Origin of the sequence: Lactobacillus sp. W8174 (assembly GCF_016100975.1) — a bacterium.
GTDB classification, from domain to species: Bacteria; Bacillota; Bacilli; order Lactobacillales; family Lactobacillaceae; genus Lactobacillus; species Lactobacillus juensis.
Window position 1 is genome coordinate 154757 of sequence record NZ_JACFRN010000002.1, and the last position, 17995, is coordinate 172751.

Here is a 17995-nt window from a genome sequence, read left to right on the forward strand (position 1 = left end):
AAAATGAATTTTACTCAATTACGCTGTTTTATTAAGGCCATAGATAATTCCAGTTTTACTATCGCCGCAGAGCGCTTAAATTTCTCCCAGTCGGCAGTTTCTAAAAATATTAAGGATCTTGAGGATACACTGGGGGTAACTTTAATCAATCGTGCTCATCACCGTATTTCCTTAACGAGCGCTGGCAAGTATTTCTATCGTGTTGCGCGCAATGTGGTAGATGATATGGATTACACGGTAGCATATTTGCAAAGCAAAAAGAATGATCCTGAAACGCTTTTAAGAATAGGAGTCTGCGATACACCGTTTGAGCAAAAAATTCTGCCCATTTTTTTGCGAAAATTGCGTGAATCTGGTAGTAACTTGAACATCCAGTTTGTCTTTGTACTCAATAATTCTATTGGTGAACTTCTCAACCATCACGTTGATTTATGTGCAATTGCACGAGAAGATGTTGATGTCGTTGAAGATATTCGCTTCGAACCAATGGTTCAGGGCAAAGTAGTTGTAGCTTGTCCCAAGGGTTCTCCTTTAGCAGAAAAATCTAAGATTTCTATTTCAGATTTAATTGATCGTGATGTATTTTTACTTGATCCTAATAGTTCCTTAAATGTGCAATTGAATTTTCAAACTACTTTGATCAATAAATTAGGCATGGAACATATCAAATTTGTACAAGATTTTTTGGCCATGGATATTTATGTTAGAGGTGGTTGGGGTTATGGCATTTTGCCCAACTTCATTGCAGATTATCAATCGGAGGGAATTAAATATATTCCTATTGATTATCATGATATTTCACCATATGGAATTGCATACATGGAAAGTTTTACTAATGATTCTGTACTTGAAAAAGTGGCCAGTACATTAAAAAAAGCAATAAACGAATATTTATCTGAGGATAAAAATAAGTAATGCACAAATAAAAGTTGTTTTTGGAATGCTTGTAATCAGCACTTAAACGTTGATCTTACAAGCATTTTTTATTTTGCCTTTTTAAACTGTTATGTTCTGTATTCCATTTAGTAATTCTTAATTCTAAATATGGTGCATAAATTCACTTGATTCATAGTATTATGAAAACGGTTAAAGGATTTGTTTAAAGAAGTGAGGTATAAAAATGGAAAATACTTATGATGTCATTATTGCTGGTGCCAGCAATGCTGGCGCTATGGCAGCTTGTGCCGCTGCTGAAAAGGGAGCAAAAGTTCTCCTGATTGACAAGCAAGGAAGTTCAAGATTTTTATTCCGTTCATTCTTTGCTGCGCTGGACAGTAACGCCCAAAGAAGAGCAGGAATTAAAGTTGATAAAGCTAAACTAATGAACTTTTTAACCTTGTTCTTCCAAGATAACGTTGATGAACGCTTATTGTGGACTTGGGCAAATCATGCAGATGAAACTGCCAATTGGCTTGAAGATAATATTTTGAAACCAAATGGTGGCGTTTTGAGACCACAAAAAGATGCCCACTATGAAACTGTCGTTAATACTGCTTTCAATACTGAGTTAGCAATTGCAACACCTGATAATGGCTGGGCTCATTATGGCGATTGGGTAATTGATAAAGTTAAAGAATTAGGAGTAACCCTTAAATACAACACTAGATTAGAAGAATTAGTGACAGATGATAGTGGTGCAGTTACTGGTGTAATTACCAGTGATCGCGGAAGTGGCGAAAAGACTGAGTACAAAGCTAATAAGGGTGTCATCATTTGTACTGGCGGTTACGGTGCCAATGTTGAATTAATGAAGAAATGGGACCCACTTGGCTACAAGAAGAATGTTTATTCAGATGGACCTCGTGATGATGGCTCAGGTATTCTTGCTGGTCTTAAAGTCGGCGCCGCTCGCGATGAGGAACCAGCTGAAATCATTTTTGACCGTGGTGCAGTTCCTGTTGGCACTAAGGCTGAAGACCATTATGTCATTGACTTTAAAGATCCAGGCTACTTCTGGATGGGTGCTTATCCACTACTAAAAGTTAACTTAAAAGGTGAGCGTTTCGGCAACGAAAGTGTTCCTTACCAATTTGATATTAATGCGATGGCTAAGCAACCAGGATACCTGGAAGCACAGATTTGGTCTGAAGATACTATGGATCACTTGGCACAATTTGATACTCAAGGCTGCTCTCGTTTAGGCTGGCCTGGTATTTACAATACTGAGGAAAACAAAGAAGAAATTCAACGCAGAATTGACGACGGCCTGGTTAAGAAAGCAGATACGATTGAAGAATTAGCTGAAAAATTGAATTTGCCAAAAGATAACCTGGTTAACAGTGTTAAACGTTATAACGAGATGTGTGAAAAAGGCGTTGATACCGACTTTGGTAAAGAGAAGTTCAGATTATTCCCAGTAGATAAAGCGCCATACTATGGTGTCATCATGGGTGGTCGTTTACTTGCTACTCTGGATGGACTACGGATCAATACTAAGATGGAAGTCATTGACAAGAATGGTGATCCAATTTCTCACCTTTACGCAGCCGGTAATGCCAGTGGTGGCTTCTTCTGGGGCAGTTATCCAGATAGAATTCCTGGCCTTACTTGCAGTCACGCCCAGACCTTTGGTCGTTTAGCCGGACAATATGCTGCTGAAAATTAGTTTTTATCATAAAAGGAGTTTTTATATATTATGGATGAAAAACAGTTACCTAAACTTTCAAATTATAGGTGGGTAATCTTAGCAATAGCTGCTTTGCTTGACGCAATTAGTAGTTACATTCAATTTCAGATTTCTGCTTTAGCTGTTCAAATTATGCCAGCACTGCATATTTCACCAGCACAATTTCAAAGTTTATTAATGGCACCAATGCTTATTGCAGTTTTCTTAAGTATTCCTGCCGGCTCTCTTGCTGATAAATTCGGAGCTAAGAAAATTGTTTCTGTCGGTTTGGTTATCTCAGTACTTGGTGCATATGGTCGCCTTTTTGCTAATAACTTCATCACAATGTTTATAACCCTGTTACTTTTCGGAGTTTATATGGCTTTGCTAAATGCTAATACTCTGAAAATCTTTGGTACTTGGTTTAAACAAGATACTAATACAGCTATGGGTGTTTTCTTTGCTTCTGCCAGTGTCGGAATTATGCTTTCCCAAGCTACCAGTTCTTTGTTCCCAACTGTTGAAAAGGCATATATCTTTTCATCAACTGTACTATTGGTTTTAGCTGTTTGCTGGATAATCTTTGTTAAAGACACTCCTAAGGGTGAAGAAATTCCACAACCTCAAACAGAACAAGGCAAATCTGAGTCATCATTTGAATTCTTCAAGGCTGCTGCTAAAAGTAAGAAAACTTGGTATGTTGCTTTAGCTGTTGGCTTTGGTATGGGTGCGAGTGAAGCCTTTTCCGGCATTTTGCCGCAAGCATTTGCCGCCAGAGGAATGACTCCTGCAGCTGCTGGTGTGGTTGCTTCTGTTGCTACTATTGGTAGTTTAGCAGGTTCACTCTTTGGCCCCGCAATTATTAATAAGGCCAAAAAGGCTAAACCAATGATGATTGTTATTACTGCTCTTGGTGGTTTGTTGATGGCCATAACTTGGTATATTCCATTAGGAATGCCATTAAGCATTGCACTAATCCTTGGCGGCGTATTTGGCGCTATGACTGGTCCTATTATGCAGGCTATGCCAATTACATTCCCAGAGATCGGTCCTAAGAACGCTGGTAGTGCTGGTGGACTTGTTGGTACAGTATCACTGCTATTATCATTCTTCCTTCCAGTTATTATTTCTTCAATTGCCGGTAAGAACTATGCATTAACCTTTATTATTCAAGGTCTTGTATTTGTAGTGCAAATTATCGTACTGGCAGTTTTACCAGACGCAAACGCTGCTCGTCGTCATGCTGAATAAGATTTTTTAAAGTGAAAGGGGTCATTTATATGACAAAAAAAATAACCGAGAACCCAGGAAAGTATACCGGTTCTGGTCAAGGTAAGGAAAGTCAAATCAACCTTGAAGTAGAGGTTGACTCAGACAAGATAGTAAATGTTAAACCGTTAGATAAATATACTCCCGACAGTTTGGCTGATAACGCATTTAAGAAAATGGCGCAAAAAATTGTGGATCAGCAATCAGTCGATGTTGACGTTGTTTCTGGTGCTTCTGAAACTTCACACGGTATTATTGAAGGCGTTAAAGAAGCTCTGAACAAGGCAGGAGTCGACTTTGACGCCCTTAAAGAAAATGGTGGTCAAACTGCTGGCAAGAAGGAAGAAACTATTGACGTTGATGTTGCAGTAGTTGGTGCCGGTGGTGCTGGTGTGGCAGCTGCTTTAGCAGCTCGTCAACATGGTGCAAGTGTAGCTTTGTTTGAAAAAACCATTTCTCCACTTGGTGCAACTACTTTTGCTGGTGGTATGTTTGCCAGTGACAGTCAACAACAAAAAGATCAAAATGCAGTTGTATCTAAGAAGTGGCTCTATGACGAATACATGGATGCTTCTCAAGGCTACATGAACTCAATTCTTGTACGCCGCATTATTGACGAATCAGGTAAGACGGTTGACTGGCTGAATGAAAACGGCGCAATCATGAAATTGGTTGATGCTGGTACAGGCGGTAGTTATGACCATATTGGCATGCCAGCTACTCTTCATGGCTATCAAGAAGGCGGTACTAAGGCCGTAACCAAACTAATTGAAAAATTCAAGTCAATCGGTGGCAAGATGTACTTTGGCTTTGCCGGTAAAAAATTGCTGCAAGACAGTGCAGGCAAAGTTACTGGTTTAATTGCTGAAGGCGATGAAGAAACCATTCACGTTAATGCTAAGAAAGTTGTCATTGCAACTGGTGGCTTTGGTGGCAGTCCTGAAATGCGCAAGAAGTATCTTGGCGATGTCAGCACCCAAGGTCAAGTTTTGCAAAACACTGGTGATGGCTTGAACATGGCCTGGAATGCAGGTACTGCTCACCATATTAATGGTTCTACTCATTACTTCTGGCAAACTTTTAGTGACAAGGATATTGGCGAAATGGCTAAACTTGTTGGTCCAAACTGGATGCCTGTCAATGCCTTAGCTGATTTTCCTAACTTGCGTGTTAACAACCGTGGTCAACGTTATGCCAGTGAAACTCATGCACTTGATTTCGCTGTTCATGGTGCAGAATTGTCAGAACAACCACAACAAACTGAATTTGTTGTCTTTGACCAGGCAATGCTGGATAAGATTAAAGAAGGCGGAACTGTCGCAATTGAAGATCATTACGGCAAGTGGAAGAACCATCGTCAGTTTTACATGGAATTTAACTTCCCAACTGATACTGAAGAAAGTATCAAACATGAACACGAAAAGACCGACTTTACTTCATTATTGAATAAACTGGCTTCAACCAATGTTATTTTTGTTGCTGACACTATCGAAGAATTAGCTGAAAAGATGGGTGTTGACAAAAATAATTTGGCCAAATCAGTTGAGCAATACAATAACGCTAAGAAGAAAGGCGAAGACGATTTGTTCTTCTCTGATACTAAGAGAATGATTCCAGTAGAGCAGGGTCCCTTTTACGCTGTGAAATTCATCGCTCGTAATTTGGGCACTCTTGGTGGTGCAACCATTGATGAAAAAATGCATGCTTTAGCTCCAAATGGTGAACCAGTACCGAACCTTTATGTAGCTGGTGCCGATGCCTCAGGAATGTATGGTAAGGCCTACGTTGATTTTGAAGGTGGTACTTTAGGCTTTGCATATATTTCTGGTAGACTAGCCGGAATCGATGCTGCTGAAACTGCCAAAGTCGGTAAGTAGATTACGGCAAAAATCATGTATGAATTAACTGATTTGTACATGATTTTTTACTAGAGGAATAAATTATGACACAAGAAAAATATGATGTAGTGATTGTAGGGGCAGGGCTTGCAGGCTTTGCTGCTGCAGATGAAGCTGTTGATAATAATTTGAAAACCTTGCTTGTTGAAAAAGGTAAAACAACAGGCGGTACTGGTAATTATGTTGAAGGAGTTTTTGCTGCTGATTCCGAAATGCAAAAAAAGGATAATGCAACACTTGATAAGGATGATTTGCTCAAAGAAGAGTTAACTTATTCACACTACAAAGCAGACGGCAAGATGTGGCAAAAATACATTGCCAATGCTGGCAAAAACGTTTCCTGGCTCGAAGACCATGGTGCTGAAATTGAAATGGTAGCAAATCTAGGTTCTGGAGCTAGAACTTGGCACTTGTTTAAAGGCAAGGGTCATGATGCCATTCACAATGGTTTGGAACCGTATGCTAAGAAAAAAGGCATCACAATAGCTACCCTAACTAGAGTGACTGACTTAAAGCAAAATTCTGACCACACTTTTGCTGTAACACTGACCAATGTGGTTGAAAAAGTTACTAAAATAGTTACTGCCAAAAATGTTGTGCTTGCTACCGGTGGTTATTTAAATGACCAAAAACTATTAGAAAGTACGCCTCACCAAAATCCAGACAATATTATTCCAGTTAACTCTGGTAAAAACACTGGAGATGGTTTGAGACTTGCTTGGAAGTTAGGTGCTAAGAAGTACTTTACTGGAATGGCAATGATGTTTGGCGGTCAGCTGAAAGATAAGACAGTCCCATCATTTAAATTGTGGGGTACTGCTATCTGGAGTTCAGTTTGTGATCAACCGCAAATGTGGGTTAACGAACTGGGCGAGCGCTTTGTCGACGAAAGTGCAGCTGTGGTCAACTGGGCTAATGAAGGCAATTCAATGAACCGTCAAGACCGCGTCTTCTGCATCTTTAGCCAAAAGATCTTGGATGACTTTACTGACAAGTCTTATCCAAGATCCATGAAGCCATTTGTTCCAGAAGACAGATATCCCACTTTGCGTGATGATATTGCCCAAGCTGAAAAAGAAGGTCGTGAATACCTGCATAAAGCTGCAACGCTGGAAGAATTAGCTCAAGAAATTGATACTCCCAACTTAGTGGCATACGTCAAGCATTATAATGAAATGGCTGCAAATGGTGAAGATACTGATTTTCATAAACCGGCCAAATACATGTTGCCAGTTGATGGAGACGGCCCATTCTATGCTATCGAATTAGGTGTAGGTGCATACACTACAGGTGATGGACTACGCGTAAACACCAATAACGAAGTTTTGAATACTAAAGGCAGACCTATTGCAGGTTTGTATGCTATTGGTGGCGATGGCTCTGCAGTTCTTTATGGTGACACTTACGGTGTTAATATTCCGGGAACACATGCGGGATATTGCATCTTTTCTGGACGCAATGCAATTAAAGCAATTGCGGCTCAGAAGTAAAATAATCAAAAAAATAATTTCTAAGAAATAAAATAAAACATTATACCAGCGAAAAAGCCAACTCATTTAATAAGAGCTGGCCTTTTTGCTTGAATTCTTAAATTATGCGTTTGCCTTTACAAATTGATCAATTTCATCTAGATATAATTGCTTTTGCCTTTGACTTATCCAAGAAGTTTCAAAAGAATTCTTTGCTAGTTGTACTACTTGATCTTGGCTAAGATGATATTTTTGCGCTAAAGCATAGTAATTGTCACTAATATAGCCTTTAAAGTAGGCAGGATCATCCGAGTTAATTGATACTTTGACTCCTGCATTCAAAAGGTCAATTACTTCTTTACCCTTCATCTCTGGTGATACATAAGTGTTAGACAATGGACAAGAAGTCAAGCCAATTTGTCTTTTGGCTGCTAATTCTACCAAATCTGGATCTTCCACAATATTGGTACCGTGGTCAAGACGTTCAACTTCCATAATTTCTAGAGCTTGCCGGATATGTTCGATTGAATCTTTTTGATCAATATCACAGTGAGTGGTAATGTGCAGTCCAGCAGTGGCTGCGTCTTCAAATTGGCGGGCAAACTTTAGAGGAGGATTATTGTGTTCATCAGAATCAAGTCCAATGCCAATAATTTTATCCTTGTATTTCAGACCTTCCTGCAGTGTTTTTCTAGCTGATTCCTTTGAAAAATCACGTAAAAAGCACATGATTAGATGAGCGTCGACGTTTAAAGCTCTGGCATCAATCGTAGCTTGATAAAGTCCGTTTAAAACGACTTCAAAGGGAATGCCGCGACTGGTATGAGCTTGGGGATCAAAAAAGAGTTCAACGTGCCGCACATTATTGGCAGCTGCCTTAGTTAAGTAGTCCCAAGCCAAGTCGTAAAAGTCTTCTTCAGTTTGTAAAACATTCATTGCCGGATAATACACAGCTAAAAATGATGCTAAATCATGGTAATTATAAGTCTTTTTGACATCTGCGATGGTCGTTTGACCTATATCGACATGATTGCGTTTAGCTAATTTTAGTTTCAATTCTGGCTCTAAAGTGCCTTCAATATGCAAGTGCAATTCTGCTTTAGGCAGGCCACGAGTAAATTCTGGTGTAACGACTGAACTCATATAATCCTCCTTAATAATGTTCTTATTTTTAATTTGCTATCTTAGTTTAGCACAATTTTAATAATAAAAATAGAGTAAAAAACGAACAAAAATAATGACTAATGAAGTTTATGTTCCTGAAAAAATACCTAACTGAAGATCTAGCTAGGTAAAATAATTAAAAATTCCAGTTAAGTATTTTAGTCGCAATGGCGCCACTTTGCGTCTGTTAAAATGCGAGCGGTAAGTAAACCGATTGGCAGGGCAGTAATAATCATCAAAGCATCCATAATCCAATAAGCACCAACATTAATGTTAGTAATGCCAAAATTAAAGACAGCGCGGTACATGTATAAACCGGGAACCATTATTACGATTGCAGGAACGGTGATTGCAATACGAGGAAAACCAACTTTATCACGTACAAAACTAGCAACTAGTCCTGCTAATAAGGCCCCGGTGAATGCTGCTAGAGCGGCTGGCACATGATTAAATTCAACTAGACTTAAACGCAGGGTATTTGCTAACGCACCAATAAGTGCCGCCACTGTTGCCATTGATAATTTAGCATTAAACATAATTGAAAAGCCAAAAACACCGCAAAAACTGGCAATTATTCTGAACACTGTTAACCAAAGCGGATTAAGATTTAGTTTTGGCATAGCACCCGGCGATAAGTTGAGCATCGTAGCCATGCCCCAGCCCACCATTGATGCAATCATGACGACTAATATAGCATAGGTCAGTCTTTCAAGTCCTGAACGCATATCAAGTTTCGACATATCAAGGCCAGATGTAATAAAGGGAAAACCGGGAATGACATAGAGCATTGAACCGATATAGCCATAGGCATGATTATTGCTCCAGCCCCAAATCGTTGCTCCTAATTTAAAGCATATGAAATACACGGCGCAGGAAACAGCCACACCGACAGTAATTTTGGCAACAAGAGTAATTTTCTTTTTACCCATTAGTTGGCGTAAATAGTTACCAACAAAAGCGCCTAAAAATGTACAAAACATTTCTGGCAGGCCACCACCAAGTAAAAAAATAAAACTGGCACAGGCCAGGCCGGCGCTCAAAGCGGAAACAATTAAAGGATAGTTTTGAGTGTGACGTTCGATTTGATTTAACTTATGATGAACTGCTCCAATTGTCCAATGTTCATTTTCAGTTTCAAATTTGCGGACAAAATCTTCCATCTCGTTGAGCTTGTTCATATTTACTTCTGTTGCAGGTAAAGAAAGTGTTTGTGAATAAGATTTATTGTCAACATCAAAGCAGGTATAGCTAATAGTTACTAAACCAATATCTGCCGAGCAAGTTATTTTGAGTGCTCTTGCAATTGTATTCATTGAATCACGCACTCGCCAGGCTCCCGTTCCGCATTGTAGTAGCATTATGCCGACTCTACCGACTAAAGATCCTTTTTCTACCAATGTAATATCTTTGACTAAAGTATCATCTGAACTTTTGAAAAATTGTTTCCAGTGGATTCTCATGTGGTGTTTGCTAGAGATCTTGGATGATGGTGCTGGTGACTGCTTGTCTTTCATGACTGAATTTATAGCCTTTCTTTTAATATTGTAATATTTTAATTTTACCACACTCGTGGTTGGACCAATTTGACAGTTTTAAAATGGACATGTAAAAAACTGTGGCTGTTACGTTGCCTGTTTTTATGTAATAGCTTCTCTATCGTAAATTGTCGCTAACGTCGGCTATGATTATCTTTATTTCACTATCAATGAACGTTTTTGCAAGAAAATGATGAATTATGATTGAAAATGATTGCTTTTAATTTTTAAAGCGAATAAAATACTGTCTGGAGGTGAAATGTATGTTAACGCAGGAACGGCAAAAAGTGATTGAAGACTACGTTAACCAGCATGGCTTGTGTCGAGTGAGTGACCTTTGCTCAATGACTTCAACGTCCGAATCAACAATTAGGCGTGATCTTAACCAGATGGAAGAAAAAGGTCTGATTAAACGGGTACATGGTGGTGCGCAGTCGATCAAAAGCTTCACTCATGATGTGTCTCAACACATTCGTTTTTCTATGAATCATAATGATAAAAAGCTAATCGCTCAGTATGCTGTTAAAAACTATGTCCATAAAGATGACTATATTTTTATTGACGCAGGTACTACAACTTATGAAATGGTTCCTTTTATTGCCATGATTCCAGGAGTAACGATTGTCACAAATGGTTTAGAAACTGCACTTTGTGCCCTTAATCATGGAATTGAGACTATACTTTTAGGTGGTCGGATTAAAGAAAATACTCATGCTGTGGTGGGGCAAACAGCTCTAAAGCAGTTGCAGCAAATGAACTTTTCTGCCAGTTTCGTTGGCACCAATGGACTTGATTGCCAGGGGAACTTGACTACACCCGATACTGAAGAAGCAGCAATTAAGAAAATAGAGATTGCTCAGGCCGATCAGGCATACATTTTGACCGATACTTCTAAAATTGGTGAGCGTAGTTTTGCGACTTTTGCACAAGTAAAGGATGTAACAGTTCTTACTACTTCTTTAAGTGCAAAAGATAAAAAAATGTTGCCCGCTAAAATTAATTTGAAGGAGATTTGCTAATGATTTATACGGTTACCGTTAATCCTGCTTTGGATTATGTAATTCAATTAGAGCAGGTTAACCGTGGTGAAGTTAATCGTGCTGATAACTGCACGTTTCTGGCAGGCGGCAAGGGAATTAATGTTTCCCAAATTCTTAACCAGTTGGATATAGATAATACTGCCTGGGGTTTTGTTGGTGGCTTTACGGGAAAAGAGTTGGTACGTCAGCTAAACCAGCGTCGCATAGTTAATGATTTTGTCACTATTTCTGATGTGACTCGCGTGAACGTCAAAGTACATGCAGAAGAGGAGTCAGAGATTAATGCCGCTGGTCCTAATATTACAGATCAGGAAATAACCGCTTTTAAAGCACGCCTTAGCGATTTGCAAAAAGGTGACATTGTGGTTTTGAGTGGTTCTTTAGCACCAAGCTTGCCAGTTGATTTTTATAAAGAACTTTTGCCTATTATTAAAGAAGCAGGAGCAGAATTTGTAATTGACACTACTGGTCAGGCTTTGCTAGACACTTTGAGTTATAAACCGCTGGTGATTAAACCAAATCATCACGAACTAGCTGATTTATTCAAAACTACATTTGATTCGGATCAGGAGATGCTTGAGTGTGCGCGCAAATTGCTTGACATGGGTGCACAAAATGTTATGGTCTCCATGGCTGGTAAAGGCGGCTACTTAATTACACCTAAGCACTTTTATCATGCCAAAGCAGCGGTTGGTACTGCCGTTAATTCGGTTGGAGCTGGAGATTCAATGACAGCTGGCTTTGTTGGTACTTATGTAAAGACAAAGGACCCGGCCGAAAGTTTCCGTATTGGTATGGCCTGTGGTGCTGCCACAGCTTTTACTAAAGATATTGCTGTTAAAAGTCAGATTGATGCGGTCTTGCCGCAAATTAATGTTGAAGAAATTTCGTAATTTGAGGAGAATTTAAAATGAAAATTAAAGATATTTTGGCTCCTGAATCCATGATTATGTCGCTTAAAGCGACTAATAAAGAAGATGCTGTTAAGGAAATGGCTGATTTGGAAGTCAAAACCGGCATCGTCAATGACGAAGATGAATTCATTAAGTCAATTTGGGCACGTGAAAATGAATCTACCACCGGTATTGGTGATGGAATTGCGATGCCCCATGCTCGTAATAAGACAATTAACAAGGCACGCGTGCTTTTTGCTAAAAGCGAAAAAGGAATTGATTACAATTCGCTTAATGGTCAACCGGTTCATTTATTCTTTATGATTACCGCACCTGATGGTGCTGATAATACTCACCTTGAAGCTTTAGCTAAATTATCCGGTTTGTTGATTGATCCTGACCTTGTTAGCGCACTTAAAGAGGCGCAAACTCCTGAAAAAGTAATTCAGCTTTTTGAAGATGCTGAAAAACAAAAGGATCAAGACAAACAAGCTGAAAAAGAGCAGGCTGCAAGTACAAATAAATCTAATAAGGAAGAAAAACCTTTGATTGTCGGCGTTACTGCTTGTATTAACGGTATTGCCCACACTTATATGGCTCAAGAGGCTTTGATCAAGGCCGGTAAAAAGCGCGGTGTTGATGTGCGCATTGAAACCAACGGTTCAGAAGGTGTCAAAGATAAATTAACAGCTGCTGAGATCAGCCGTGCTCAAGGTGTTGTCATTGCATCGGACAAGAAAGTTGACATGCCTCGCTTTGATGGTAAGCTATTAATTTCTCGCCCAGTTGTTGATGGTATCAACAAACCTGACGAATTGATCGATAACATTTTAGACTCAAAAGCCAGCGTTTACCATTCTAATGGTGAAAAGAGTAATGAAGAAAGTGACAACTCTAAAGAAGGCGTTTGGGGTTCAATCTACAAAAACTTAATGAACGGTGTTTCACACATGTTGCCATTTGTTATCGGTGGCGGTATTTTAATGGCAATCTCCTTTATTGTGGAAAACTATGCTGGTGGTCCAAAGTCCCCTGCATTCATTTTCTTAAATAATGCCGGTAACATGGCTTTTGCGTTCATGGTGCCAATTTTGTCAGGTTACATCGCTGAATCAATCGGTGACTTGCCTGCTTTAATGCCCGGTTTTGTCGGCGGATTTATGGCCACAGTTTATAGTGGTGCCTACGGTGGTGCTTATGTTGCCAATGTGGTCACTAATGCCAAATCTCCTGCCGGTTTCTTAGGTGGTCTGGCTTCAGGATTTATTGCCGGATACTTGGTAGTCGGCTTAAAGAAATTGTTTGCCAAGTTGCCGAAGTCTCTTGAAGGGATGAAGCCAATGCTCATTTATCCAATTTTGAGCCTGCTCTTCATTGCCCTGATCATGTACTACATTGTTAACCCAATCTTTAGTGCCGTCAACTTTGCCATTACTAACTTCTTAAACCAAATGGGTACGGGCAACCTAGTAGTTTTAACCACTATCTTAGCTGCCATGATGTCAATTGATATGGGTGGACCTTTCAACAAGGCTGCTTACGTCTTTGCTTCCGGTGCTTTTGCCAATGATCCTCATTCAACTGTTGCAGCTGTGATGATGGCTGCCGTAATGGTTGGGGGCATGGTACCACCATTTGCGACCGCAATTGGAACGACTTTCTTTAAGAATAAATACACTCTGGATGAACGCCGCGCTGGTTTAACCAACTGGATTTTAGGCTTTTCATTCATTACTGAAGGTGCTATTCCGTTTGCTGCGGCAGATGCTGGACACGTTTTGCCTTCATGTATTATTGGTTCTGCTGTCGGTGGCGCTCTAGTCGGCTTATGGCGCATTGGCGTTCCTGCACCTCACGGTGGTCTCTGGGTATCTCCACTTGCTAACCACATTGTGCTTTACTTCGTTGCTACTATTATTGGCTCCATTGTTGCGGGTGTCATTTTAGGTCTGTGGAAAAAGCCGGTTGACCAACAAGAAGATAAATAATCAAGTTGAACTTTTATTAATATTAAAAAAATTGGCATCAAGCTACATAGGCAGCTTGGTGCTTTTTTGTACTCATAAGATATCCGCCTAAAGCAAGTTTATCTAGTTTATTTTGTGAATTTAAGGCGCAGATTTCACCATTTCAAGTATTATTTTGAGCAGTTGAATGCGATTACTATTGCGTAAGCTGAAAAAATTGTCATACTTATATGATATAAAAGGTAAATTCTAACTTAGTTTACGGATTGGAGAAAAACGTGTTCAATCTATTCATATTATTATCAGAACGCCTGGGTATTATTATGATTCTGGCGTTTCTCCTTGTTAACATGCGCTTTTTTAGAGATTTAATTGAAAAAAGAACCTTAAAATCGCAAATCTGGCTATTTATTATTTTTTCACTCTTCGTTGTCATTGCCAATCTCACTGGTGTAGAAATTTCGAGTTCTAAGGAAATTATTACTCCTTTGATTATTACCGGCTTGCCCCAATCTGACTCAATAGCAAATACCAGGATGTTGGTTATCACTACCGCCAGTCTGACTGCTGGACCCTATGTAGGACTTCTAGTTGGGTTAGTGGGTGGTTTACACCGTGTAATTTTTGGTGGCTTTTCGGATTATTTTTATATTGTCAGTTCAGTTCTAATCGGATATTTAATTGGCGTTTTAGGTGATAAAGTTAAGAAAAATAATTTGTACCCATCAACCTTTTGGGTAGCAGTTTTATCTTTCTTAGCAGAACTAATTCAGATGGCCTTTATTTTTGCATTCCATGGTTTCGGCTTGATCAAATTAATTTTTGTACCCATGATATTGTTAAACACAATTGGCTCTTGCTTGTTCATTGAAATTTTAAAAACTTATTTATCAAATGAACGACAGTTACGTGCGGTTCAGACCAAAGATGTCCTCGAACTGGCCAATAAAACTTTGCCTTATTTTCGTCATGGCCTGGATCCAGATTCTGCTCAGCATGTCTGTAAAATCATTAAAAAATATACTAACTTTGATGCGGTAGGCTTAACTGATCGCGTTAATGTATTAGCTCATGTTGGTGCGGGTCAGGATCACCATATTGCGGGTGAACCGGTAATAACTGATTTATCCAAAACAGTTATTGCTTCGGGACGTGAAAAACTGGCTCATTCAAAAGAAGAAATTGGTTGTCCTCATCCGGATTGTCCCTTAGCTTCCGCAATCGTTTGCCCTTTGCAAGTGAATAAAAAAACGATTGGCGCACTAAAGCTGTACTTTTGTGCTGAACAAGAAATGACTGTGGTCGAAGAAAATCTGGTTCGCGGCTTGGCTATGATTTTTTCTGGACAACTGGCTATTGGTATTGCAGAACAGCAGACCAGCTTGGTAAATGAAGCAGAAATACGGGCATTACAAGTGCAAATTAATCCGCATTTTTTCTTTAATGCAATTAATACAATTGGAGCCTTAATGAGGGTTAACGTTAGCGAGGCCCATAGAGCTTTAATGCAGCTTAGTACCTTTTTTAGATTAAGCTTGAAAAATGGTCAGGCAAAAGAAATTACACTTAAGCAGGAAAAAACGTATGTTAGTGCTTATACTGGAATAGAAGAGTTGCGTTTTCCACATAAATTTACAATTAACTATCAAATTAGTGTGCCTGATAGTACGCTGCTGCCTTCATTTTGTTTACAAATTTTTGTGGAAAATGCTATCAAGCATGCTTTTAAAGGTAGAAAAACTGGGAACAAAATTGTCATTAATTTAAGTCAAAAAAATGATTACTTACAGATTTTAGTTAGTGATAATGGTGTAGGTATTAAACCGGAAATTTTAAAAAGGCTGGGTCAAGAACCAATAAGTGAATCTGGCGGTAGCGGTACAGCACTTTATAATTTGAATAAACGGCTGATAGGCCTATATGGCACTAATAGTCAATTGCATATCAAAACCGGTGAGAAGGGAACGACTTTTCAAACCGAGATACCACTAAAACAAGCTGAAAAAAATGATTTTGAAGGTTAAGAGGGAGCTAAAAATGAGAATTTTAGTAGTTGATGATGAACCATTAGCCCGCACTGAATTATCTTATTTGATCAAAAAAAGTTCAGTTTTAAATAAACAAAATATTAAACTCTATGAAGCAGAAGATATCAAAGAAGCACAAGGAACTTTGCTTAAATATAAAATTGACTTGCTATTCTTAGATATTTCACTTAATGAAGAAAATGGCTTTGAGTTAGCCGATGAATTGAAACAACTGAGTTATTCACCGATGATTGTATTTGCTACTGCGTATGATAACTATGCTGTGAAGGCTTTTGATGTTGGTGCACTGGACTATGTTCTGAAACCATTCGAACAAGAGAGGGTTGATCAGGCACTGCAAAAGGCTGTGAAAGTTTTAAACAGTCAAAATAACAATGCTGTGCAAGCGCAAAAAGCGGGCAGTGATGTTCTTAGTATTGAACTTGAAGATCGCAATGTGGTTATTAAGAAATTGGAAGTAATAGCGGCAACGGTTAATAATGGTGTACTAACAATTGAAACAAGCAAGCAAAAATACGAAACACGCAAGACCTTAGCTTGGCTAAAGGAACGATTAACGGATCCATGTTTTCTACAAGTACATAGAAATGCAATTGTAAATATTGAAGATATCAAGGAGGTTCAGCCCTGGTTTAATCATACATTGATGTTGATTATGAATAATGATTCCAGAGTTCAGGTAGGTCGATCCTACCGCAAAGAATTAAATCAAAAATTAGGTTTGTAAATAGTGTTCTAATTTGTTGTGACTTGTGAATTTGCTTTAGTGCAGTTGACAGGTCATTTTTTGCAATTCACGATTTAATCGCTTACAAAAATCGTATTTGCTATTATCTTATTACTTGAAAGCAAGAAAGCTGAAAATGAGAAAGGAAATCGATCTTATGAAAAAAGAAAAAACAAAATCAGCTCCAATTTTAGTACAAATGTTTATTTATGCTGCAATTTTGTTCGTGGCACAAGTAATTTCTGATTTGATGCCAAAGTCTTTTCCCGTACCGACTCCAGTAATAGGGTTAGTTTTGCTATATTTTTTATTAACCGTCCATGTAATTAAAGTTGAATGGGTTGATTCTTTTGGCAGCGCACTAATCTCACTAATTGGTTTTATGTTTGTTCCCTCTGGAATTTCATTAGCCGCAAATTTAAAGATTATGCGGGAACAGGGAATCCAACTGATTATAGTGGTAATAGCTTCTACAATCATTTTATTAGTTGTCACTGCTTATACAACTAAGTTCTTTAGTTGGGTTATAGGAAAAGTAACTAATAATCAACTAACTGTTATTAATCACAAAAAAGTAGGGGATGTTAAATAATGCAATATATTACGAATCCATTATTTGGAGTTTTCTTGTCATTAATTGTATTTTTAACTGGACAATGGCTGTTCAAAAAATCAAAAGGTTTTTTCCTTTTTCAACCACTCTTTGTAGCAATGGTATTAGGAATAGCAATTCTAATTATCCTTGCCAAGTGCTTTGACGTTTCAACAGCTACTGTTTATGCTAAAGCTTATAAACCAGGTGGAGATATTATTTTCTGGTTCATCACGCCAGCTACAATTGCTTTCGCAGTACCATTGTATAAGCGTAATGATGTTGTAAAGAAAAACTGGCTGGTTATTCTTTTAGGGTTGGTTTTCGGTACGTTAATTTCAATGGCTTTAATAACACTTGTCGCTAAAGCGGTTGGTTTAAATACTGTCGGAATAAAGTCAATGCTAAGTCAGTCTGCTACTACTGCAGTAGCTATGCCAATAACAAAAGCTATTGGGGGCAATGCTTCCGTTACAGCTATGGCTTGCATACTTAATGCTGTAGTAATTTACGCCCTAGGCAAACAATTAGTTAAGTGGTTCAACTTAAATAGTGATCCATTGGGAACTGGCTTGGGTTTAGGTTCTGCGGGACATACTATTGGCTCAGCTTTTGCTTTGGAAATGGGTTCTGTGCAAGGAGCAACTGCTGCAGTGGCAGTTGTGGCCACAGCTTTAGTAGATAATCTGTTAGTTCCAGTTTTTGCCCACTTAATTGGGTTGTAGTTTATAATTTTATAGTTGTTTTGTTTACTTACCCAGAAAGCACGCGAATTAATTGCGTGCTTT

14 protein-coding genes are annotated in these 17995 nt (G+C 38.7%); 12 read left to right on the forward strand and 2 right to left on the reverse strand.

All coding sequences use genetic code 11. From position 1 onward, the window contains the following. The first annotated feature begins 3 nt into the window (after positions 1–3). From H3U49_RS03745 to H3U49_RS03765, 5 genes are all read left to right on the forward strand, one after another. Positions 4–915 carry a LysR family transcriptional regulator gene (locus H3U49_RS03745; RefSeq protein ID WP_198179798.1) on the forward strand — a complete coding sequence of 304 codons (912 nt, stop codon included), beginning with the start codon at positions 4–6 and terminating at the stop codon, positions 913–915. Between the two features lie 205 nt (positions 916–1120). Next, entirely contained in the window at positions 1121–2605 is a 1485-nt protein-coding gene (locus tag H3U49_RS03750) for an FAD-dependent oxidoreductase (RefSeq protein WP_198179800.1), read from the forward strand. 30 nt (positions 2606–2635) lie between these two features. After that, positions 2636–3856 (forward strand): nitrate/nitrite transporter, encoded by a 1221-nt coding sequence (locus H3U49_RS03755; RefSeq protein ID WP_198179803.1) that lies wholly within the window; start codon positions 2636–2638, stop codon positions 3854–3856. A gap of 29 nt (positions 3857–3885) precedes the next feature. Beyond that, complete coding sequence (locus H3U49_RS03760) at positions 3886–5751, forward strand: FAD-dependent oxidoreductase (RefSeq protein ID WP_198179805.1); 1866 nt, start codon at positions 3886–3888, stop codon at positions 5749–5751. A gap of 65 nt (positions 5752–5816) precedes the next feature. Then, positions 5817–7262: an FAD-dependent oxidoreductase gene (locus tag H3U49_RS03765; protein WP_198179807.1), complete on the forward strand. Its 1446-nt coding sequence runs from the start codon at positions 5817–5819 to the stop codon at positions 7260–7262. A gap of 102 nt (positions 7263–7364) precedes the next feature. On the opposite strand, the gene add is transcribed toward H3U49_RS03765, so the two are convergent. Then, the gene (gene add / locus H3U49_RS03770; RefSeq protein WP_198179809.1) at positions 7365–8384 is read right to left on the reverse strand and encodes an adenosine deaminase; all 1020 of its coding nucleotides are present in this window, start codon (positions 8382–8384) and stop codon (positions 7365–7367) included. Positions 8385–8563: 179 nt separating this feature from the next. Further along, positions 8564–9919: a threonine/serine exporter ThrE family protein gene (locus H3U49_RS03775; protein ID WP_198179811.1), complete on the reverse strand. Its 1356-nt coding sequence runs from the start codon at positions 9917–9919 to the stop codon at positions 8564–8566. 284 nt (positions 9920–10203) lie between these two features. On the opposite strand from H3U49_RS03775, the gene H3U49_RS03780 reads away from it, so the two are divergent. The 7 genes from H3U49_RS03780 to H3U49_RS03810 all read left to right on the forward strand — a co-directional run bounded on the left by H3U49_RS03780 (position 10204) and on the right by H3U49_RS03810 (position 17932). Further along, positions 10204–10959 carry a DeoR/GlpR family DNA-binding transcription regulator gene (locus tag H3U49_RS03780; RefSeq protein ID WP_198179813.1) on the forward strand — a complete coding sequence of 252 codons (756 nt, stop codon included), beginning with the start codon at positions 10204–10206 and terminating at the stop codon, positions 10957–10959. Next, a complete protein-coding gene (gene pfkB / locus H3U49_RS03785; protein ID WP_198179815.1) occupies positions 10959–11873 on the forward strand; it encodes a 1-phosphofructokinase in 915 nt (304 codons plus the stop codon). Before H3U49_RS03780 ends, pfkB begins: the two co-directional genes overlap by 1 nt. 17 nt (positions 11874–11890) lie before the next feature. Beyond that, entirely contained in the window at positions 11891–13861 is a 1971-nt protein-coding gene (locus H3U49_RS03790; protein ID WP_198179817.1) for a fructose-specific PTS transporter subunit EIIC, read from the forward strand. A 302-nt stretch (positions 13862–14163) separates the two neighbouring features. Then, positions 14164–15864 carry a LytS/YhcK type 5TM receptor domain-containing protein gene (locus H3U49_RS03795; RefSeq protein WP_198180074.1) on the forward strand — a complete coding sequence of 567 codons (1701 nt, stop codon included), beginning with the start codon at positions 14164–14166 and terminating at the stop codon, positions 15862–15864. Between the two features lie 13 nt (positions 15865–15877). Continuing rightward, complete coding sequence (locus H3U49_RS03800; protein WP_198179819.1) at positions 15878–16615, forward strand: LytTR family transcriptional regulator DNA-binding domain-containing protein; 738 nt, start codon at positions 15878–15880, stop codon at positions 16613–16615. A 157-nt stretch (positions 16616–16772) separates the two neighbouring features. Beyond that, positions 16773–17207 carry a CidA/LrgA family protein gene (locus tag H3U49_RS03805; RefSeq protein ID WP_198179821.1) on the forward strand — a complete coding sequence of 145 codons (435 nt, stop codon included), beginning with the start codon at positions 16773–16775 and terminating at the stop codon, positions 17205–17207. Continuing rightward, positions 17207–17932 (forward strand): LrgB family protein, encoded by a 726-nt coding sequence (locus H3U49_RS03810; RefSeq protein ID WP_034978143.1) that lies wholly within the window; start codon positions 17207–17209, stop codon positions 17930–17932. Before H3U49_RS03805 ends, H3U49_RS03810 begins: the two co-directional genes overlap by 1 nt. Positions 17933–17995: the final 63 nt, after the last annotated feature.

Bases quoted from the DNA above. Each gene is read 5' to 3' on its own strand.
- H3U49_RS03745 (WP_198179798.1), top strand. From the start codon at position 4: ATGAATTTTACTCAATTACGCTGTTTTATTAAGGCCATAGATAATTCC.
- H3U49_RS03750 (WP_198179800.1), top strand. From the start codon at position 1,121: ATGGAAAATACTTATGATGTCATTATTGCTGGTGCCAGCAATGCTGGC.
- H3U49_RS03755 (WP_198179803.1), top strand. From the start codon at position 2,636: ATGGATGAAAAACAGTTACCTAAACTTTCAAATTATAGGTGGGTAATC.
- H3U49_RS03760 (WP_198179805.1), top strand. From the start codon at position 3,886: ATGACAAAAAAAATAACCGAGAACCCAGGAAAGTATACCGGTTCTGGT.
- H3U49_RS03765 (WP_198179807.1), top strand. From the start codon at position 5,817: ATGACACAAGAAAAATATGATGTAGTGATTGTAGGGGCAGGGCTTGCA.
- add (WP_198179809.1), bottom strand. From the start codon at position 8,384: ATGAGTTCAGTCGTTACACCAGAATTTACTCGTGGCCTGCCTAAAGCA.
- H3U49_RS03775 (WP_198179811.1), bottom strand. From the start codon at position 9,919: ATGAAAGACAAGCAGTCACCAGCACCATCATCCAAGATCTCTAGCAAA.
- H3U49_RS03780 (WP_198179813.1), top strand. From the start codon at position 10,204: ATGTTAACGCAGGAACGGCAAAAAGTGATTGAAGACTACGTTAACCAG.
- pfkB (WP_198179815.1), top strand. From the start codon at position 10,959: ATGATTTATACGGTTACCGTTAATCCTGCTTTGGATTATGTAATTCAA.
- H3U49_RS03790 (WP_198179817.1), top strand. From the start codon at position 11,891: ATGAAAATTAAAGATATTTTGGCTCCTGAATCCATGATTATGTCGCTT.
- H3U49_RS03795 (WP_198180074.1), top strand. From the start codon at position 14,164: ATGATTCTGGCGTTTCTCCTTGTTAACATGCGCTTTTTTAGAGATTTA.
- H3U49_RS03800 (WP_198179819.1), top strand. From the start codon at position 15,878: ATGAGAATTTTAGTAGTTGATGATGAACCATTAGCCCGCACTGAATTA.
- H3U49_RS03805 (WP_198179821.1), top strand. From the start codon at position 16,773: ATGAAAAAAGAAAAAACAAAATCAGCTCCAATTTTAGTACAAATGTTT.
- H3U49_RS03810 (WP_034978143.1), top strand. From the start codon at position 17,207: ATGCAATATATTACGAATCCATTATTTGGAGTTTTCTTGTCATTAATT.